Below are 18,468 nucleotides of genomic sequence, written 5' to 3' on the forward strand. Positions count from 1 at the left end.
CATGGGTGTCTGACACCGCGCCATGTGATCGTGCGCCTCACACTGTGTCTTGCGCAGCCGACGCGGCGCCGGGCGCTGCGGCTTCTGTTCTCGCTGCCTCATTCACCCGCCCAATGAACTTCCATCGCAACGCAATGGCCGCGGCCGCGATGAAGGCGGCGAGCGTGGCGGAAATCAGCAGGGCGGCGCGTGCGCCCTGCCATTCGATGATGAACGCGTAGGCGACGGGCGCGGCGGCCGTGAGCAGGAAGCTGGGGATCAGCAGGGAGCCGACCAGCGCCCCATAGCTGCGGAAGTCGAAGAGGGCCAAAGGCAGGGTGCCGCGCGTGATGGTCATGAGGCCGTTGCAGGCGCCGTAGAGCAGGGTGTAGGCGGCGGTGGCGTACAGGTGGCCGCCGGGAATCAAGGGCAGCAGAAAGCAGAGCGGCAGCGCAATGCCCACCGCCAGGTTGAGGGTCAAGGGGTGCAGGCGGGCGCCCACGAGGACATCCCCCAGGCGGGCGGCGAATTGGCCGATGCCCCACAGGGCGGCGACGCTCACGGCGGCCGCGGCGGCCAGCCCCAGGCCGGTGAGCAGGGAGAAAAGGTGGGCGGCGTTGCCGGCGGCCAGGAAGTTCGTCAGCATGGCCATGACGGCGTACAGGATGGCGGCGAGGCGGCGTTCGCGGGCGGTGCGCGTCAGGCCGGTGGCGGTTGTGCCGGGGACGGCGGTGGGGGCGGTGTAGCGGCGGCGCGGCAGGGCCAGGTAGAGGGGAAGGGTGGCGAGAGCGAGCGCGGCATAGCACAGGGCGGCGCCGCGCCAGCCCAGCCATTCGGCAAGGAAGTGGCCGACGGGCCACATGACGGTGGACGCCAGGCCGCCGAACAGGGTGATCTGCGACATGGGCCGGCGCGCGGCGGGGCCGGCCGCGCGGGCGAGGGCCGCGAAGGCGGCGTCGTACAGGCACAGGCGCATGCCGACGCCCAGCGCCGCCCAGGCCGCGAAGTAGAGGACGTGGGTGTGCGTGATGGCAAGCAGGGCGCAGCCCAAGGCGGACAGCACGGCGCCGGCGGGCATGACGCGGTGGCCGCCCCAACGGTCCACCGCAGCGCCCGCGGCGGGCGAGACCAGCGCCATCACGACGATGGCGGCCGAGAAGCCGCCGTAGACGGTGGCGGTGTTCCAGCCCAGGTCGGCGCTCATGGCCGGACCCAGGGCACCGATCAGGTAGAAGGTGACGCCCCAGCCGACGAGCTGGGTCAGGCCCAGGCAGACGACGGCGCGCGCTCGGATCATGGCCGCTGCGGCGGCGTGGTGTCGCCTTCGCCCAGGCTGCGCTGCATGAGGACGGTGTCGCGCCACTCGCCGTGCTTGTGACCCACGGACCGCAGCGTGCCAACCGGATGAAAGCCCTGGCTGGCGTGCAGGGCGAGCGAGGCGGCGTTGCGGCTGTCGCCGACCACGGCCAGCATCTGGCGCCACCCGGCGGCCGTGCAGCGCGCGATCAGCTCGGCGAGCAGCTTGCCGCCGATGCCCAGCCCGGCGCGGCCGGCCTTGACGTAGACGGAGTCTTCGACGGTGTGCCGGTAGGCCGGCCGAGGGCGGTAAGGCGTGACGTAGGCGTAGCCCACGACTTCGCCGTTGATTTCAGCGACAAGGTAGGGCATTTCCTTTTCCAGGACGCCGGCGCGGCGCTGGCGCATCTCGGCGATGGAGGGCGGCTCGAGTTCGAACGAGGCGGTGCCGTGCTCCACGTGGTGTGCGTAGATGGTCTTGATGGCGGGCAGATCGGCTTCCGCGCTGTCGCGGATGAGGACGGTGGGCGAATGGGGCGACATGGGCGGCCGGCGGGTCAGTGCGGATTGAGCGGTGAAAGGGGGTTCAGGATCGGTCCGTCTGGATTTCTTACGGACATGCGCCAGTGTGGGCCAAGCCGTTTCATTAATAAAGCTTTGGTCTATTATGATTTTCATAAGGAAAACTTTGGATTGAGTCATGCGTGGCCTGAACCTGGACCATTTGCGCACATTCGCGCAGGTCGTCGAACTGGGCAGTTTCTCCGCCGCCGCCGAGCGGGGCGGGGTGACGCAGCCGGCGGTCAGCCTGCAGATCCGGCAGCTTGAGCGGCGCTTCGGACTGAAGCTGGTGGAGCGGGTGGGAAGGCGCGCGGGACCGACGGCGGCGGGGCTGGAATTGCTGGCCCATATCCGCGTGATCGACGGCGCGCTGGCGCAGGCCGAACAGGCCATGACCGCGCATGCGTCGCAGGTGTCCGGGCGCATCCGGCTCGGCACGGGGGCCACGGCCTGCACCTATCTGCTGCCGCCGGTGCTGGCCGACCTGCGCCAGCGGTTTCCGGCGCTGGATATCGTGGCCAGCACGGGCAATACGGCGGACATGCTGCGCGGGCTGGAGGCCAACACGCTGGACATCGTCCTGATCACGCTGCCCGCGCCGGGCCGCATGTTCCAGGCGACGACCGTGATGGAAGACGAGTTCGTGGCGATCTTCCCGGCGCGCGACGCCGCCGCCATTCCCGAGGTCGTGACGCCGCAGTCGCTGGCGCGGCTGCCGCTCGTGCTGTTCGAGCCCGGCGCGCGCACGCGGCGGCTCGTGGATGACTGGTTCGAGGCCGCGGGCGTGGCGGCCAAGCCGATCATGGAGCTGGGCAGCACGGAAGCGATGAAGGAGATCGTCGGAGCGGGGCTGGGGTGCGCGGTGCTGCCTGGACTGGCCGTATCGGGCGCGGGCCGGCGCGAGGCGCTTGCGGTTCGGCCCCTGACGCCGCGCCTGTCGCGCGACCTGGCCATCGTCCTGCGCCGCGACAAGCCGCTCAGCCGCGGGTTGCGGCATCTGCAGGACGCGCTGCTGGCGCTGCGACTCCGCACCCCGTGATGCGGCAGCGCGCGGCGGCCAGCGCTTGCGCGGTGCGCGGCGTGGCGTCCGCCTGACGGCCAATCGTCCTTTTCAGGGCGGCCGCGAGGCGGCCGGCCCCGGATCCAGCGTATTATTTACCGTTTTGCCGCCCAAGCTAACAGCACCAGCCCGAGACAGATCATGCCGCACTACCGTTCCCGCACTTCGACCCACGGCCGCAACATGGCCGGCGCCCGCGCCCTCTGGCGCGCCACCGGCATGAAGGATGGCGACTTCGGCAAGCCGATCATCGCCGTGGTGAACTCGTTCACGCAGTTCGTCCCGGGCCACGTGCACCTGCGCGACCTGGGCGCGTTGGTGGCCAAGGAAATCGAGGCCGCCGGCGGCGTCGCCAAGGAATTCAACACCATCGCCGTGGACGACGGCATCGCCATGGGCCACGGCGGCATGCTGTATTCGCTGCCCTCGCGCGAACTGATCGCGGACTCGGTCGAGTACATGGTCAACGCGCACTGCGCCGACGCCATGGTCTGCATCTCCAACTGCGACAAGATCACCCCGGGGATGCTGATGGCCGCCATGCGCCTGAACATCCCGGTCGTCTTCGTGTCGGGCGGTCCGATGGAAGCGGGCAAGGTCAAGTCGCCCACCGACGGCAAGGTCATTGCCAAGATCGACCTCGTCGACGCCATGATCAAGGCCGCCGACCCCAACGTGTCGGACGCCGAGGTGGCCGAAGTCGAGCGCAGCGCGTGCCCGACCTGCGGCTCCTGTTCCGGCATGTTCACCGCGAACTCGATGAACTGCCTGACCGAAGCCATCGGCCTGGCGCTGCCGGGCAACGGCACCATCGTCGCCACGCACGCGTGGCGCAAGGGCCTGTTCGAGCAGGCCGGCCGCCTGGTCGTGGACCTGTGCCGCCGCTACTACGTCGAAGAAGACGAATCCGTCCTGCCGCGCAGCATCGCCACCAAGAGCGCGTTCCAGAACGCGATGGCGCTGGACGTGGCGATGGGCGGTTCCACCAACACCGTGCTGCATTTGTTGGCCGCCGCGCAGGAAGCCGGCGTGGACTTCACCATGGCCGACATCGACCGCATCTCGCGCAAGGTGCCGTGCCTGTGCAAGGCGGCGCCCGCCACCGACAAGTACCACATCGAAGACGTGCACCGCGCCGGCGGCATCCTGGGCATCCTGGGTGAACTGGCGCGCGCCGATCTGCTGGACCTGTCCTGCGGCAACGTGCACAGCGGCACGCTGGGCAACGCGATCCAGCAATGGGACGTGGCCGGCGGCGCCGGCGAAGCCGCGCAGAAGTTCTACCGCGCGGCCCCCGGCGGCATCCCGACCACGGTGGCGTTCAGCCAGGACGCCACGTTCCTGACGCTGGACACCGACCGCAAGACGGGTTGCATCCGCAGCAAGGAAAACGCCTATTCCAAGGACGGGGGCCTGGCCGTGCTGTACGGCAACCTGGCGGAAAAGGGTTGCATCGTGAAGACGGCCGGCGTGGACGAGTCGCAGTGGGTCTTCACGGGCCGCGCGCGCGTCTTCGAAAGCCAGGACGACGCCGTCGAAGGCATTCTGGGCGACAAGGTCGTCGCGGGCGACGTGGTGGTGATCCGCTATGAAGGCCCCAAGGGCGGCCCCGGCATGCAGGAAATGCTGTATCCCACGTCCTACCTGAAGTCCAAGGGCCTGGGCAAGACCTGCGCGCTCTTCACCGACGGCCGCTTCTCGGGCGGCTCGTCGGGCCTGGTGATCGGCCACGCCTCGCCGGAAGCGGCCGAAGGCGGCACGATCGGCCTGGTCGAAGAAGGCGACACGATCGAGATCGACATCCCCAACCGCAAGATCCACCTTGCCGTGTCTGATGACGAACTGGCCCGTCGCCGCGCCGCGATGGACGCGCGCGCCGACGGCTGGGAGCCGGTGGGCCGCGAACGCGTGGTGTCGCAGGCGCTGCAGGCCTATGCCGCGCTGGCCACGTCGGCGGATCGCGGCGCGGTGCGCGATCTGTCGCAGCTCAAGCTGAAGGGCAAGCGCTGATCGTTTGATGGCGGGTTGATGTGAAAGGCGGCGCACTTCGTGCGCCGCTTTTTTCTTTGGAAGGCATATTCCGCTTACAGGTTCCGGGCTGTAATGTAAAAATACAGCATATAGATTGTATTTATGAAATACAGCCTACGTTGCGTATCTCGGTTTTACAACCTAGAATCTGTAAATCCCCATCATCAAGGGTTGGCATGTCCGACTTCACCGTCCGCACGGCGGACCAGCTCCCCGCCTTGCTCCGAGCCTTCCGCAAACAGGCTGGCCTGACCCAGGCTGCGGCTGCCCTGCGTCTGGGCGTCACGCAGCAAACGCTTTCGGCGTTTGAGCGCAATGCCAGCAAGCTTGGCGCTGACAGGTTGCTGGAGATTCTCGGCATCCTGGGCGTGGAAGTCGTGTTGCGCCAACGTGCAAAGTCCTCCGCGTCCAAAGCATCGGCCACACCGGATTGGTAGCCATGGGCCGACGTTCGCTCCACCGCGCGCTGGATCTCTGGATGAACGGGGACTTCGTCGGCGTCTGGAGCGTCCAGCCCCAGATTGGCGAGAGCCTCCAATACGACCCGACATGGGTCGCCTCCGACCGGGGGCGGCCGCTCTCGCTGTCGCTCCCCTTCACGCCGGGCAACCCGCCGCATCGGGGGCAAGCCGTGCGCAGCTATTTCGAGAATCTGCTGCCCGACAGCCAGAACATCCGCGAACGTGTCGCGCGGCGGTTCCAGGTGGGTTCCACCGATGCGTTCTCGTTGTTGGCCGAAGTTGGCCGGGATTGTGTGGGCGCTGTTCAGGTCATGCCCGGCGGCGTCGCGCCTGGGCCCGTGACGCAGGTCGACGCCATTGCGCTCAGCGATGCGCAAGTGGCTCAGGCGCTGCGCGGCACCCTGACGCCCGGACCCTTGGCCGGCCGCAATGCGGACGACGATGACGGGTTCCGCATCTCGATCGCCGGGGCGCAGGAAAAGACGGCCATGCTGTGGCTCGACGGCCGCTGGTGCAGGCCTCACGGCGCCACGCCGACGACGCATATCTTCAAGATGCCGCTCGGCCTCGTCGGCAACTTGAAGTTCGACATGAGCCACTCGGTGGAGAACGAGTGGCTGTGTTCCGAGATCCTCCATGCTTATGGGCTGCCGGTGGCCCGCACCCAGCCTTTGATGTTCGAGGACATGAAGGTGCTGGCGGTTGAGCGGTTCGACCGGACGTGGTGGCGTGACGATGATGGCAAGCGCTGGCTGATCCGGTTGCCGCAGGAAGACATGTGCCAGGCCACGGGAACGCCGCCGCATCTGAAGTACGAATCCGACGGCGGGCCCGGCGTGCGCAGCATCATGAAACTGCTGGGCACCTCGCGCCAGCCCGATCGCGATCGGCGCATGTTTTTCCAGTCGCAGGTCCTGTTCTGGATGCTGCGCGCCACGGATGGCCACGCAAAAAACTTCAGCATTTTCCTGCGTCCCGGCGGCGCGTACGAGCTCACGCCGCTGTATGACGTACTGTCCGCCTATCCCGTCATCGGTACCGGCGCCAACCAGCTGTCGCCGTTCAAGGCACGCATGGCCATGGCCGTGCGAACCAAGAACGCCCACTGGGTCATGCGCGATATTCTCAGGCAGCACTGGCTGGCCGTGGGGGCCGAACACGGCGTCGTGACGCCCGACGGCCGCGGGGCGGAGGCGGTGGTCGACGATCTGGTGTCGCGCACGCCCGACGTCGTGCGCCGTGTCCGCGCGATATTGCCCCCGGAATTTCCCCAGCATGTGGCCGACAGTATCCTGGGCGGCTTGCAGACGGCGGCCGACAGCCTGGCGAATTAGCCGCAAGGAGCCCGAAACCATGTCCCTGAACTCCGAAGCCCTGCGCCTTTTCCTCGGCGTAGTCGACGCCGGTTCGCTGAGCGCCGCCGCCGAGATGCTGGGCCAGACCGCCTCCGGCGTCAGCCGTGGCCTGCATCGGCTGGAGGAAGACTTGGGCGTCACGCTGCTGAATCGGACCACGCGCCGCATGGAGCTGACCGAAGAGGGCCGGCATTTTCTGCCGAAGGCGCGCCAGATCGTGGCGGCGCTTGAAGAGGCCGAGGAGTGCATGCGCATGGTGCATCAACGCCCCGCCGGGAGGCTGCGCGTGGATGCGTCGGTGCCGGTGATGCTGCACTGCGTGGTGCCGCACGTTGCCGAGTTCCGGCAAGCCTATCCCGAGATCTCGCTGGAACTGACCAGCAACGACCGCATCGTGGATCTGATGGAGCATCGCACCGATGTCGCGTTGCGCATGGGGCCGTTGACGGATTCCACCCTGCATGCGCGTGTGTTTCGCCCATCTCCGCGCTGGCTGATGGCCAGTCCGGACTACCTGGCCCGGCGCGGCGTGCCCAGGACGGTGGAGGATCTGGCGAATCATGAGCTGCTGGGCTTCACCCAGCCGGAAAGCCTGAATGCGTGGCCGCTGCGCCATGCCGGCGGCACCAGCTACCAGGCGACGCCGACGCTCGCCACGTCCAGCGGCGAGACGCAGCGGCAGCTTGCGTTGCGCGGCGTGGGCATCGCCTGCCTGTCGGATTTCGTGGTGCGGGAGGACATCCAGGCTGGCCGCCTGGTGAAGGTGATGGAAAGCGAATACACCGATCAGCTGCAGCCCATGCACGCCGTCTATCACCGCAACACGCAGCTTTCGCGGCGCATTGCGTGCTTCCTGGATTTCTACGTGGAAAGGATTTGAGGCTTGCGCGAGGCGCGGCGGGGCAGCCGCCGCGCCGTCCCGCCACATCTTGGGCGCATCAATCCAGGCACATCCCAGGCGCATCACTCGTCGCGCGTGCAGCCTGCAAGATCCACGGGGAGTTCGCGGTGGTTGGGCAGGTAGCGCGTCGTCCAGTGATGGTGGGTCACGACGAACGGCCCGAAGTACGTCACGTTCCAGACCGGACACGTCCAGGATTGATGGGACGCGTGCTGCCAAGGGGTGTCTTCGGCTACCGGCATTCCGTGTGTGTCGACCGGAACCCTGCGCGTCTCCTGGGCGATGTAGTGTCCCCACACGAGCGCGCCCGCATGGTCCAGGTGCTGGCGGCGCGTGGCCCAACGCTTGATGGGCAGGTACTCGACGCTTTCGAGCACCCAGTAGTCGTAGACCTGGTCAGCGTCCGGCGTGGCGAATCGCTGCTGGAAGTACAGGGGCCAGCACAGCAGGGGCAACAGAAAGCCGACCCAGGCGGCTAGCCAGGGTCGGCGTCCCAGTCTGGAAAATGCCGCGTAACAGGCGGCGGGCGCGAACAGCAGCATGCCTGCCCACATGCCGACGTGCGCCCCGTGGAGGAAGTCTGCATACGGGTCGGCGGCCAGCGCCATTGCGCTGGCCGCCGTGATTGCCAGGCCCAGGTAGGCGGCCAGTCGGCCTGCCCATGCGCCCGGTCGGGAGGCGGGTCTTGCGGTGGCTTGATTCATTCAGGATCTCGGGGATCCTGAGAGAGGGACGTTCGCGTGCGCAGGATCGGAAACGCAGGAAAACCAGGTAATGGTGTCCCAGCGGTGGGTCCGATGGCATCGAAAAGTTTCGAATTCCGCCCTACGCGTGCAGCGCCCGCCCAAATGCCGACAGCACCGATTCGTGCAACGTTTCCGACAGCGTCGGATGCGCGAACACAGTGTGCATCAGGTCCTCCTCGGTGGCCTCCAGCGACGCCGCGACCCCGTAGCCCGTGATGAGTTCGGACGCTTCGGGATGGATGATGTGCGCGCCCAGCAGTTCGCCCGATGTCGCGTCGAACACCGTCTTGACCAGCCCCTGATCCTCGCCCATCGCGATGGCCTTGCCGTTGCCGGCGAAGGTGAACCTGCCCACGCGGATCTCGCCGCCCGTCTGCTTTGCGTGTTCGCGGGCGCGGCTTTCGGTCATGCCGATGCTGGCCACCTGCGGATAGGAATACGTGCAGGCCGGGATGCGCAGCGGGTCGATGGGATGCGCGGGCAGGCCGGCGATGGCGTCCACGCACACCACGGCCTCGTGGCTGGCCTTGTGGGCAAGCCAGGGCGCGCCGGCCACGTCGCCGATCGCATAGACGCCCGCCTCGCCCGTGCGGCACAGCCCATCGGTGACGATGTGCGTTTTCTCGACCTTGACGCGGGTCTGCTCCAGCCCCAGGTTCTCGACGTTGCCGACGATGCCGGCGGCGACGATGACGCGGTCGAACTCCAGGTCCGACGGTTTGCCGTCATGCTGCAGCGTCACCTTGACGCCCGTGGCGGTGTGCGACGACGCCGTGACCGCGCAGCGGGTCAGCACGCGGATGCCCTGTTTCTCGAAGGCCTTGCGCGCGAGCTGCGAGATTTCCGCGTCTTCCTGCGGCAGGATGTCGGCCGTCATGTCGATCAGCGTGACGTCGGCGCCGACCGCGCGGTAGAAGCTGGCGAACTCCGCGCCGATGGCGCCCGCGCCCACCACCAGCAGCGACGCCGGGATCTCGGCGGGCGCCAGCGCCTGCCGGTAGGCCCAGATGCGCTCGCCCACGGGCAGCGCCGGCAGCTCGCGGGCGCGCGCCCCGGTGGCCAGGATGATGTGGCGGGCCGACAGCGTGGCGCCGTTATCCAGCGCCAGTTTGCCGGACCCGGCAAGCCTGGCGCTGGCGGCGAACACGGTCACCCCGTTCTTCTTCATCAGGTGCGCCACGCCCTGGCCCAGGCGGCCGGCGACCTTGCGGGACCGGGCGACCATGGCGGCCAGATCGGGACGTGCCTCGCCCGCGCCCGCCACGCCATAGTGCGCGGCCTCGCGGCAGGCGCGCAGCACCGTGGCGCTGTGCAGCAGGGCCTTGGTGGGAATGCAGCCCCAGTTCAGGCAGATGCCGCCCAGTTCGGCGCGTTCCACCAGCGCCACCGACATGCCGAGCTGCGCGGCGCGGATGGCGGCGACGTAGCCGCCGGGGCCGCCGCCCACCACGGCCAGATCAAAATTCGTCTTCGTCATGGCCTGGCTCACAATAGGATGCGCACGGGGTTTTCGATCAGCGCGCGGAAGGCGGCCAGCCAGCGCGCGCCGACGGCGCCGTCCACCACGCGATGGTCGGCCGATAGCGTCACGGTCATCACGGTGGCGGCGGCGAGCTGCCCGTCCTCGTCCACGACCGGCCGGCGCTCGGCCGCACCGACGGCCAGGATCGCGGCCTGCGGCGGGTTGATGATGGCGGCGAACTGGCTGATGCCGTACATGCCCAGGTTGCTGACCGTCAGCGAGCCGCCGGTGAATTCCTCGGGTTTGAGGCGATTGACCTTGGCGCGCCCGGCCAGCTCGGCGATTTCGCCCGAGATGGCGGATAGCGGCTTGACGTCCGCGTCGCGCACGATGGGCGTGACCAGGCCGCCGTCGGTCGCCACCGCCACCGAGATGTCGGCGCCAGCGTGGAACTCGATGTCGTCGTCGTGCCAGGAGGCGTTCACTTCCGGCACCTCGCGCAAGGCCAGCGCGGCGGCGCGCACGATGAAGTCGTTGACCGACAGCTTGATGGCGCCGCCGTGATTGGCTTGCGCGCGCAGGGCTAGGAGCGCGTCCATGCGGCAATCGACCGTCAGGTAGAAGTGCGGCACGTGCTGCTTGCTTTCGGTGAGGCGGCGGGCGATGGCGCGGCGCATGCCGGTATGGGGCACGCGGCGCGCGGCGGGGCGGGCGGCGGTCGACGAGGCCGGCAGGGCCGCGGCGGGTGCGCGGTCGCGCGCGGCTTCCACGTCGCGGCGCACGATGCGGCCGTGCGGGCCGGTGCCGGTGACGCCCAGCAGGTCCACGTGCCATTGGGCGGCAAGGCGGCGGGCCAGGGGGCTGGCAAAGAGGCGGCCGCCGGGGATCGGCGCGCTGGCGGCCTTGGCCGGCGCCGCCGCAGACGATGGGGCTCCCGCCGGTTGCTGCGCCACGGCCGGCGCGGGGGCGCGGTCAGGCGATCTCCCGCCGGCCGGTGCCGCGACAGCCGGCGCTGCGGAAGCCGGTGCCCCGGCAGCCGAAGCCGCGACAGCCGCGCCGCCTTGCTCGGCCAGCGCGCGGTCAATGGCCGCCGCGTCCTCGCCGTCCGCGACCAGCACGCCGATCACGGTATTGATGGGCACCGTCGCCGGTCCGGCCTGGACCACGATGCGGCCCAGCACGCCCGCCTGCTCGGCGTTGATCTCGACGATGGCTTTTTCGGTTTCGATTTCCGCCAGCGCATCGCCCACGGCGACGCGGTCGCCTTCCTGCTTGAGCCACTGGTGCAGGACGCCGCCCGAGGCGTCGGCGGCAACGGAGGGGAGCTTGATGAGATATGCCACGATGTTCTTCCTATTCAGCGGCGCCGGCCAGGTCGGGCCGGTAGGCGGCGGGGTCGTCGTATTCGACCAGTTCGAGCACATTGCCTTCGGGGTCGCGGAAGAAGGCGAGCCAGGTTCCCGGCCGCACTTCCATCGGCGCGGGGGCGCTGTCGAAGACGACGCCCTTCGCTTGCAGGGCGCGCACCACGCCGGGCAGGTCGCGCACGATGAAGGTCAGGTAGGCGGCGCCCTGGCGGTCCAGGATGGCCGCGCCGCGCACGGCGGGCTCCGGAGGGACGGCCGGTTGCAGCAGCTTGATGCGCTCGCCATACGGCGTCTGCAGGCGCGCCACGTCGTAGCCATGCTGCGTGAGGCCCGTGGCGCGGGCCTTGTCGGCCGGCACGGTCACGCGGTTCACGAGCGCGAGGCCCATGACGCCGGTGTAGAACGCAAGCTGCGCGTCCAGGTCCGCGCAGCAGATGCCGACCTCCATCGGCACGGTCATCGAGAGGGCGCTCATGCCTGTTCTCCCAGGTCCGCCAGCACGTCGGCCAGGCCCGCGACCACTTCATCGGTGTCGGCGAATGCCGCGCGTTCCAGCACCTTGGAAATGCTGGGCGAGGCTTCGCCGCCCGTGACGCGCTTGACCGGCTGGTCCAGCCAGTCGAAGTAGCGGCGCTGGATCTCGTCGGCCAGCATGGCGCCGTAGGAGGTGCCGCGCGCGCCTTGCTCCACGATCAGCACGTTGTTGGTCTTCTGGATGCTGGCGCCGATGGTGTCCCAGTCCAGGCTGGCGCGGTCCAACGTGCGCAGGTCGATGACCTCCGCGTCCACGCCGGCCTGCTCCGCGGCCGCGAGCGCGCGGCTGACCATGGACAGGTAGGTCAGGATGGTGACCTTGCCGCCTTCGCGGCGCACGCGGGCCTTCCCGAACGGAATGGCGTAGTCCAGGTCGCCGTCGGGCACCTCGCCCGACGAGGCGTACAGGTCCACGTGCTCGATGACCAGCACCGGGTCCTTGGAGGCCAGCGCCGTGTTCATCAGGCCGACGTACTCGTAGGGCGTGGAGGGCGCGACGCTGCGCCAGCCGGGCGCGGTGGCGAAGATGCCGGCCGGGTCCATCGAATGCTGCGAGCCATAGCCCGTGCCCATCGCGACCTTGGTGCGCAGCACGAAGGGCACGTCGATGTCGCCGCCGAACATGTGGCGCGCCTTGCCGATCTGGTTGAAGATCTGGTCCGCCGCGACCCACATGAAGTCCGGGTACATGAATTCCACGACGGGCCGGTAGCGGCCGTCCATCGCCAGCCCGCCGCCCAGCCCGGCGAAGGCGTTCTCGGAAATCGGCGTGCCCAGCACGCGGTCGGGATACTTGTCTTTCAGGCCGCGCGTGGCGCCGTTGGTGCCGCCCTTCAGGCGGTGCACGTCCTCGCCCAGCACGACGACGCCCGGGTCCGTTTCCATGCGGCGGTCCAGCACGTCGGCGACCGCATCGACGAACTTGCGTTCGACCATTGCGCCGGTGTGGTCCGCGGCCTCCTGGTAGCGCAGGCCGTCCAGTTCCGCGCCGTCGCTGCGCAGGCCCACGTCGCGAAAGTCCGGGCTGGGCCACAGGTCGGCGCGCACGCGGCGCTTGCCGCCGTCCGCCGCTTCCGTCAGGCGGCCGGACACGTCTTTCATCACGTCCTTGCAACGCTGGCGCAGCGCGTCCACGTCGGCCTGCGTCACCAGTTTGCGGGCGATCATTTCCGAGGCGATGCGGTCCAGCGGGTCGCGCAGGCGCCACGCTGCCTCCTCGTCCTTGGTGCGATAGCCGAAGGCGCTGCCGGGGAAGGGGCCGTTCTGGTGAAAGAACCGGTAGACGTCCACTTCGACGATGGTCGGGCCCTTACCGGCGCGCATGTGCGCCACGGCTTCGGACATGGCCAGGTGCACGGCCAGCGGGTCCATGCCGTCGACCTTCCAGGACGGGATATTGAAGGCCAGGCCGCGCGCCGACAGGCGCGGTTCGGCGGTGGATTCCTCCACGGTGGTCGACACGGCGTAGCGGTTGTTCTCGATGAAAAAGCACAGCGGCGTCTTCCACGCGGCGGTGAGGTTCATGGTTTCGAGCACGGAGCCGATGTTCACCGCGCCGTCGCCGAAGTAGGTCACGGCCACGCGGTCGGTGCCGGCGTGCTTGTGCGCCCAGGCCGCGCCGGCGGCCAGCGGCACGCCGCCGCCGACGATGGCGTTGGTGCCCAGCGCGCCCGCTTCCAGCCAGCGCAGGTGCATGCTGCCGCCGCGGCCGCGGCAGTAGCCGTCCGCCAGGCCCATGATCTCGGCCAGGGTCTTGTGCAGGACCTCGTCGATGGCGGGCGTGAGCGGGTTGCGCGGGTCCAGGCCCTGCGGCGCGACATGCTGCAGCGCCTTGGCCAAAAACTGATGATGGCCGCGGTGCGAGCCGTTGATCTGGTCGCCGGCGCCCAGGGCCAGCACCGAACCGACGGCGCCGCCTTCCTGGCCCACCGACGAGTGCGCGGGGCCGTGCACCAGGCCTTCGGCGGCCAGTTCCAGCACGGCTTCTTCAAAAGCGCGGATCCAGTGCAGCTGCGTCAGCATCGTGCCGAGCAGCGCGGGGTCCGCCTGCTGCCAGTCCGAGGCCTCGGCCGTCAGTTGCCGCCAGGGCGCCTGGGGCTCGAGCGGTTGGTAGGTGGCCATGAGTGAATCTCCAGAGTGTTTTTGTGCGTCGGTGCGGTTAGCGTCAGAGGTAGCTGTAGCGGCTCCAGCCGCCGTCGGCCACCAGGGTGTGTCCGGTGATGTAGGCGGCCTGGCGCGAGGCCAGGAAAACCGCCAGGTCGGCCATTTCGGCCGGCTGCGCCAGACGGCGCAGGGGGGTGCGTTGCTTCAGGCGTTCGGGGTCCAGCCGGCCGCGCGCGGCCAGGTCGCGCACCAGGTCGGTTTCGACGTACCCGGGCGCCAGCGCGTTGACGCGCACGCCCATCGGGCCCCATTCCACGGCCAGTGTTTCGGTCAGCAGCACCACCGCGCCCTTGGTGGCGCAGTAGGCGGCGCGGTCGGGGGCCGCCACCACGCCGTACATGGAGGCCAGGTTGATGATGCAGCCCGCGCCCGCGGGCACCATGCGCCGGCCCGCGGCCTGCGCGCACAGGAAGACGCCGGTCAGGTTGATGTCCACGGCGCGGCGCCATTCGTCCACGGTGACGTCCAGCGTGGGCTTGTTGGCCGAGATGCCGGCGTTGTTGACCAGCACGTCGATGCCGCCCCAGGCCTGTTCGACCTGGGCGAAGGCGCGCTCGACGGCGTCGGCATCGGTGACGGACGCCTGCACGGCCATGGCCTGCGCGCCGGTGCCCGCGCCGTTGCCCGCGCTGCCCGCTGCAAGAAGACGCGCGACAGCCGCGTCCAGCGCGTCCGCGTCCGTGTCCAGCAGCGCGACGCGCGCGCCCTGGCGGGCAAACGCCTGCGCGGTGCTGTAGCCGATGCCTTTCGCGCCGCCGGTGATGACGACCGCCCGGCCGCGCAGCTCGGCATGGATGACTTCAGTGGTGTTGTCCACGATGTGTGCCTGTAGGGGATGAATACGGGGATGAGTACGTGACGCGGCTCACACCGCCAGCCATTCCTGGACGACGTCCTGGCGCTCATGCAGTTGCGCGGGCGGTCCTTCGAACACGATGCGGCCGTGGCCCATCACGCTGACGCGCGTGGACACCTTCAGCGCGATGGTGAGCTTCTGTTCCACCAGCACCACCGACACGCCCTGCTTGTGGATATCCCGGATGACATCGGCGATCACCTCGACGATCTTGGGCGCCAGCCCTTCGGTGGGTTCGTCGATCAGGATGACCTTGGGGTTGCCCAGCAGCGACCGGCACATGGTCAGCATCTGCTGCTCGCCGCCCGACAGGTTGCCGGCGCGGGTGTCGCGGCGTTCCTTCAGGCGCGGGAAGTAGTCGAACATCTGCGCCACCGTCCAGTACGGGGCGTCGTCGCGCCGGGGCTGTTCGCCCATGCGCAGGTTCTCGTCCACCGTCAGGTTGGCGAAGACCTCGCGTTCCTCGGGCACGAAGGCCAGTCCGGCGCGCGCGATCTCGAAGGGGCGCTTGTTGGTGATGTCGCGGCCTTCGATGGCGATGCGGCCGCCGGTCACGTCCACCAGGCCCATGACGCTCTTCATGGTGGTGGAGCGGCCCGCGCCGTTGCGGCCCAGCAGGCTGACGACTTCGCCGCGTCCGATCGACAGGTCGATGCCGTGCAGGATGTGGCTCTTGCCGTAATGGGCATGCACGCCTTGCAGCGACAAGAGGGGGGATTGCGTCGTCATACCGTTTCCTCTCCCAGGTAGGCTTCGCGCACGCGGGCGTCGCCGCGAATGGCGTCGGGCGTGCCGGTCGCCAGGATTTCGCCGTAGACCAGCACGCTGATGCGGTCCGCCAGCGAGAACACCACCTGCATGTCGTGCTCGACGATCAGCAGCGTGCAGTCGCGCGTCACGTCCTTGATGAGCTCGACCGTGTAGTCGACCTCGTGCTGCGACATGCCGGCCATGGGCTCGTCCAGCAGGATGACCTTGGGACGCGAGGCCAGCGTCATGCCGATTTCCAGCGAGCGCTGCTCGGAGTAGTTCAGGTCTCCGGCGGCAGTGTGTTGCCTGGCCGTCAGCCGCACCTTTTCCAGCAGGCGGTCCACGTCCTCGTTCACGGCGCGGTTGCGCGCGATGGGCCGCCAGAAGTTGTAGACCAGGCCATGCATGCGCTGCACCGCCAGCCGCAGGTTCTCGCGCACGGACAGGCGCGGGAACACGTTGGTGATCTGGAACGAGCGCGCCAGCCCCAGCCGGTTGATGGCTTCGGGGGCCAGGCCGCCGATGGAACGAGAGCGCAGATTGATGTCGCCCGACGTCGGCGCGAACGAGCCGGACATCAGGTGGAACAGCGTGGATTTGCCCGCGCCGTTGGGGCCGATGACGGCATGGCGTTCGCCGGCTTCGATGGCCAGGTTCACGCCGCGGATGATCTGCGCGTCGCCAAAGGACTTGCGCACGTCGGTCAGGGTCAGGATCTCGTGGCTCATTGGGCGGGCTCCAGCAGGGGGGCGGCTTCGCCGGCGTCGCGCCACAGGGCCAGCGCCCAGCGGCAGGCCGCAAGGCCGGCGGCGAACAGGGCCAGCGGCACCAGCCAGGTCGATACGGCAAGCGGCGCCCAGTCGTGGCCGAACAGCGGGATGGCGGGCCAGCCGGCCTCGGGGTTCATGGCGAGCAGGGCGCGGTAATCGCGCGCGAACATGCGTTGCAGCAGCTCCACGGTGAAGACCGTGGCGCCGGTCAGCAGCAGGCCGCCGGCCACCGACACCGCGGCGCGCGGCAGCCAGTTGGCCAGCCCGCGCTCGCGCAGCGACTTGGCGGCGCGCTGCACCAGCCCGACCAGGCCGTCCGGCACGAACAGCATCACCAGCACGAACAGGATGCCCTGGTACAGCAGCCAGGACCGCGTGATGTCGGCCAGCGTCTGCGACAGGAAGGTGAGGATCGAGGCGCCCAGCACGGGTCCGAGGAACGCGTTGACGCCGCCGATGTAGGCGAACAGCACCGCATCCGTGGACAGCTTGACCTCGAACAGCACGTAGTTGCCCGCTTCGATGTTCAGCGCCTGCAGGCCGCCCGCGATCCCGGCGAACATGGCCGACAGCGCGAACACCATGGTCTTGAGCGCATGCGGCCGGTAGCCCAGGTAACGCAGGCGGCTGGCGTTTTCGCGCAGCCCCAGCGTCAGCCGGCCCAGCGGCGTGCGCGTCAGCCCATACAGCGCTGCCAGCGACACCAGCACCCAGACCAGCACCAGGTAATACACCTCGATGTCGGACCCGAACGTGAAGCCCCAGGCCGGCATGCGCATGGCGGATACGCCGGCTTCGCCGCCGAACACGCTTTTCAGGTGCGGCGCAAGCGCGTGCAGCAGCTCGGCCAGCGCCAGCGTGATCATCGAAAAGTACACGCCCGACCGCATGGTGGCGAACCAGCCCGCGACCACGCCGAACAGCAGCCCGGCCACGCCGCCGACGAGCGGCATCAATGGCGTGGGCAGCAGGCCCGCGCCACCCAGCGCATTCATCGCATGGATGGTGGCGAAGGTGCCGACGCCAAAATACGCGGCATGGCCGAAGGACAGCATGCCGCCCTGGCCGGCCAGCAGGTTGAAGGCGCAGGCGAACAGCGCGGCGATCAGCATCTGCACGGCCGCCACAAGCTGGCCGGCAGGCAGCAGCCACGGCAGCGCACACAGCGCGGCCACGCACAGAATCAACAGCAGCGCGCCCGTGGCGCGGCGCGTGGAAGTCGCGGTATGGCTCATGCCTGCTCTCCCTTCAGGCCCGACGGCTTGACCAGCAGCACCACCAGCATCAAGAGGAACGGCAGCGTCGCGGCCAGGCTGGATACCTTCACGGTCATCAGGCCGCCCACGCTTTCGGCCCATTCCCCGGCGCCGAACAGGCCGAACAGGGTGGCCAGGCTGGCGTCGATGCCGACCGAGAACGAGCTGATCAGGCCGATCAGGAGCGATGCGATCATCGCGCCTTCCAGCGAACCCAGGCCGCCGACCACGACCACCACGAACACCAGCACGCCCAGCTCCAATGCCATGTTCGGGTTGGTGGTGTAGAACGCACCCGCCACCGCGCCGGCCAATCCGGCCATCGCGGCGCCCACGCCGAACACGCTCATGAAGACGAGCGGCACGTTATGGCCCAGCGCCTCGGCCATGCGCGGCCGGTAGATGGCCGATCGCACCACGATGCCCACGCGGGTGCGCGACAGCAGCAGGTAGATCACGGCGAACATCGCCAGCGACACGCCGCCCATCAAGAGGCGATAGAACGGATAGTCCGCATCGAACACGCGGAACGCCGCGAAGTTCAGGAACTGCGGCACCCGGTAGTCGACGGGAAAGTCGCCGTAGAACAGCTTGATGAGTTCGGCGACGATGAACGCCAGGCCGAAGGTCACCAGCAGTTCCTGCGCGTGGCCGAACTTGTGCACGCGGCGCAGGAAGAAGCGTTCGACGCCCATGCCCAGCACCCCGGCGATGACCGTGGCCAGCACCAGCGCCGTCCAGAAGCCCGTGACGGGTGTGAGGGTGTAGGCGGCATACGCGCCGATCATGTAGAACGAGGCGTGCGCGAAGTTCAGCACACCCATCATCCCGAAAATCAGTGTCAGGCCTGCCGACACCATGAATAGCAGCAGGCCGTAGATCACGCCGTTCAACAGCGAGACGGTAAAGTATTCCATGTC

The 18,468-nt window shown here is 68.8% G+C and carries 17 protein-coding genes; 5 read left to right on the forward strand and 12 right to left on the reverse strand.

Annotation, left to right across the window (positions count from 1 at the left end; genetic code table 11):
• Positions 1 to 37: 37 nt before the first annotated feature.
• Both BMW75_RS19305 and BMW75_RS19310 read right to left on the reverse strand, forming a co-directional pair.
• Positions 38 to 1,276, reverse strand: a complete 1,239-nt coding sequence (locus BMW75_RS19305) for an MFS transporter (protein WP_092581467.1) — start codon at positions 1,274 to 1,276, stop codon at positions 38 to 40.
• Positions 1,273 to 1,818 carry a GNAT family N-acetyltransferase gene (locus BMW75_RS19310; RefSeq protein ID WP_076517349.1) on the reverse strand — a complete coding sequence of 182 codons (546 nt, stop codon included), beginning with the start codon at positions 1,816 to 1,818 and terminating at the stop codon, positions 1,273 to 1,275. Before BMW75_RS19310 ends, BMW75_RS19305 begins: the two co-directional genes overlap by 4 nt.
• 157 nt (positions 1,819 to 1,975) lie before the next feature.
• Between BMW75_RS19310 and BMW75_RS19315 the strand changes: the two genes are divergently transcribed.
• From BMW75_RS19315 to BMW75_RS19335, 5 genes are all read left to right on the forward strand, one after another.
• The gene (locus BMW75_RS19315; RefSeq protein ID WP_092581468.1) at positions 1,976 to 2,875 is read left to right on the forward strand and encodes a LysR family transcriptional regulator; all 900 of its coding nucleotides are present in this window, start codon (positions 1,976 to 1,978) and stop codon (positions 2,873 to 2,875) included.
• A 162-nt stretch (positions 2,876 to 3,037) separates the two neighbouring features.
• Entirely contained in the window at positions 3,038 to 4,906 is a 1,869-nt protein-coding gene (ilvD, locus tag BMW75_RS19320; protein WP_076517345.1) for a dihydroxy-acid dehydratase, read from the forward strand.
• 197 nt (positions 4,907 to 5,103) lie between these two features.
• Complete coding sequence (locus BMW75_RS19325) at positions 5,104 to 5,364, forward strand: helix-turn-helix domain-containing protein (RefSeq protein WP_092581469.1); 261 nt, start codon at positions 5,104 to 5,106, stop codon at positions 5,362 to 5,364.
• Positions 5,365 to 5,366: 2 nt separating this feature from the next.
• Positions 5,367 to 6,722 (forward strand): type II toxin-antitoxin system HipA family toxin, encoded by a 1,356-nt coding sequence (locus BMW75_RS19330; protein ID WP_092581470.1) that lies wholly within the window; start codon positions 5,367 to 5,369, stop codon positions 6,720 to 6,722.
• A 19-nt stretch (positions 6,723 to 6,741) separates the two neighbouring features.
• The gene (locus BMW75_RS19335) at positions 6,742 to 7,623 is read left to right on the forward strand and encodes a LysR family transcriptional regulator (protein ID WP_092581471.1); all 882 of its coding nucleotides are present in this window, start codon (positions 6,742 to 6,744) and stop codon (positions 7,621 to 7,623) included.
• Between the two features lie 83 nt (positions 7,624 to 7,706).
• On the opposite strand, the gene BMW75_RS19340 is transcribed toward BMW75_RS19335, so the two are convergent.
• From BMW75_RS19340 to BMW75_RS19385, 10 genes are all read right to left on the reverse strand, one after another.
• Positions 7,707 to 8,348, reverse strand: coding sequence for a hypothetical protein (locus BMW75_RS19340; RefSeq protein WP_139208568.1), 642 nt, complete (start codon positions 8,346 to 8,348; stop codon positions 7,707 to 7,709).
• Between the two features lie 121 nt (positions 8,349 to 8,469).
• Positions 8,470 to 9,867, reverse strand: a complete 1,398-nt coding sequence (gene lpdA, locus BMW75_RS19345) for a dihydrolipoyl dehydrogenase (protein ID WP_092581473.1) — start codon at positions 9,865 to 9,867, stop codon at positions 8,470 to 8,472.
• Between the two features lie 8 nt (positions 9,868 to 9,875).
• On the reverse strand, positions 9,876 to 11,195 hold the full coding sequence (locus tag BMW75_RS19350) for a pyruvate dehydrogenase complex dihydrolipoamide acetyltransferase (RefSeq protein ID WP_092581474.1): 1,320 nt from the start codon (positions 11,193 to 11,195) through the stop codon (positions 9,876 to 9,878).
• Between the two features lie 10 nt (positions 11,196 to 11,205).
• Entirely contained in the window at positions 11,206 to 11,694 is a 489-nt protein-coding gene (locus tag BMW75_RS19355; protein ID WP_092581475.1) for a VOC family protein, read from the reverse strand.
• Positions 11,691 to 13,874 (reverse strand): alpha-ketoacid dehydrogenase subunit alpha/beta, encoded by a 2,184-nt coding sequence (locus BMW75_RS19360; protein ID WP_092581476.1) that lies wholly within the window; start codon positions 13,872 to 13,874, stop codon positions 11,691 to 11,693. The genes BMW75_RS19355 and BMW75_RS19360 overlap by 4 nt, the downstream gene beginning before the upstream one ends.
• Positions 13,875 to 13,917: 43 nt before the next feature.
• Positions 13,918 to 14,733, reverse strand: a complete 816-nt coding sequence (locus BMW75_RS19365) for an SDR family NAD(P)-dependent oxidoreductase (protein WP_092581477.1) — start codon at positions 14,731 to 14,733, stop codon at positions 13,918 to 13,920.
• A gap of 48 nt (positions 14,734 to 14,781) precedes the next feature.
• The gene (locus tag BMW75_RS19370) at positions 14,782 to 15,501 is read right to left on the reverse strand and encodes an ABC transporter ATP-binding protein (RefSeq protein WP_076517323.1); all 720 of its coding nucleotides are present in this window, start codon (positions 15,499 to 15,501) and stop codon (positions 14,782 to 14,784) included.
• Complete coding sequence (locus BMW75_RS19375; protein WP_092581478.1) at positions 15,498 to 16,250, reverse strand: ABC transporter ATP-binding protein; 753 nt, start codon at positions 16,248 to 16,250, stop codon at positions 15,498 to 15,500. The genes BMW75_RS19370 and BMW75_RS19375 overlap by 4 nt, the downstream gene beginning before the upstream one ends.
• The gene (locus tag BMW75_RS19380) at positions 16,247 to 17,527 is read right to left on the reverse strand and encodes a branched-chain amino acid ABC transporter permease (protein ID WP_092581479.1); all 1,281 of its coding nucleotides are present in this window, start codon (positions 17,525 to 17,527) and stop codon (positions 16,247 to 16,249) included. The genes BMW75_RS19375 and BMW75_RS19380 overlap by 4 nt, the downstream gene beginning before the upstream one ends.
• Positions 17,524 to 18,465, reverse strand: coding sequence for a branched-chain amino acid ABC transporter permease (locus tag BMW75_RS19385; RefSeq protein WP_092581480.1), 942 nt, complete (start codon positions 18,463 to 18,465; stop codon positions 17,524 to 17,526). The genes BMW75_RS19380 and BMW75_RS19385 overlap by 4 nt, the downstream gene beginning before the upstream one ends.
• Between the last annotated feature and the right edge of the window lie 3 nt (positions 18,466 to 18,468).

Source organism: Achromobacter sp. NFACC18-2 (assembly GCF_900108985.1).
In the GTDB taxonomy this organism is placed as follows: domain Bacteria; phylum Pseudomonadota; class Gammaproteobacteria; order Burkholderiales; family Burkholderiaceae_B; genus Achromobacter.

Coding starts and splice junctions, on each gene's coding strand:
- BMW75_RS19335 (WP_092581471.1), top strand. CDS start 6,742: ATGTCCCTGAACTCCGAAGCCCTGCGCCTTTTCCTCGGCGTAGTCGAC.
- BMW75_RS19375 (WP_092581478.1), bottom strand. CDS start 16,250: ATGAGCCACGAGATCCTGACCCTGACCGACGTGCGCAAGTCCTTTGGC.
- BMW75_RS19315 (WP_092581468.1), top strand. CDS start 1,976: ATGCGTGGCCTGAACCTGGACCATTTGCGCACATTCGCGCAGGTCGTC.
- BMW75_RS19355 (WP_092581475.1), bottom strand. CDS start 11,694: ATGAGCGCCCTCTCGATGACCGTGCCGATGGAGGTCGGCATCTGCTGC.
- BMW75_RS19380 (WP_092581479.1), bottom strand. CDS start 17,527: ATGAGCCATACCGCGACTTCCACGCGCCGCGCCACGGGCGCGCTGCTG.
- BMW75_RS19325 (WP_092581469.1), top strand. CDS start 5,104: ATGTCCGACTTCACCGTCCGCACGGCGGACCAGCTCCCCGCCTTGCTC.
- BMW75_RS19360 (WP_092581476.1), bottom strand. CDS start 13,874: ATGGCCACCTACCAACCGCTCGAGCCCCAGGCGCCCTGGCGGCAACTG.
- BMW75_RS19330 (WP_092581470.1), top strand. CDS start 5,367: ATGGGCCGACGTTCGCTCCACCGCGCGCTGGATCTCTGGATGAACGGG.
- BMW75_RS19385 (WP_092581480.1), bottom strand. CDS start 18,465: ATGGAATACTTTACCGTCTCGCTGTTGAACGGCGTGATCTACGGCCTG.
- BMW75_RS19310 (WP_076517349.1), bottom strand. CDS start 1,818: ATGTCGCCCCATTCGCCCACCGTCCTCATCCGCGACAGCGCGGAAGCC.
- BMW75_RS19340 (WP_139208568.1), bottom strand. CDS start 8,348: ATGAATCAAGCCACCGCAAGACCCGCCTCCCGACCGGGCGCATGGGCA.
- ilvD (WP_076517345.1), top strand. CDS start 3,038: ATGCCGCACTACCGTTCCCGCACTTCGACCCACGGCCGCAACATGGCC.
- lpdA (WP_092581473.1), bottom strand. CDS start 9,867: ATGACGAAGACGAATTTTGATCTGGCCGTGGTGGGCGGCGGCCCCGGC.
- BMW75_RS19305 (WP_092581467.1), bottom strand. CDS start 1,276: ATGATCCGAGCGCGCGCCGTCGTCTGCCTGGGCCTGACCCAGCTCGTC.
- BMW75_RS19370 (WP_076517323.1), bottom strand. CDS start 15,501: ATGACGACGCAATCCCCCCTCTTGTCGCTGCAAGGCGTGCATGCCCAT.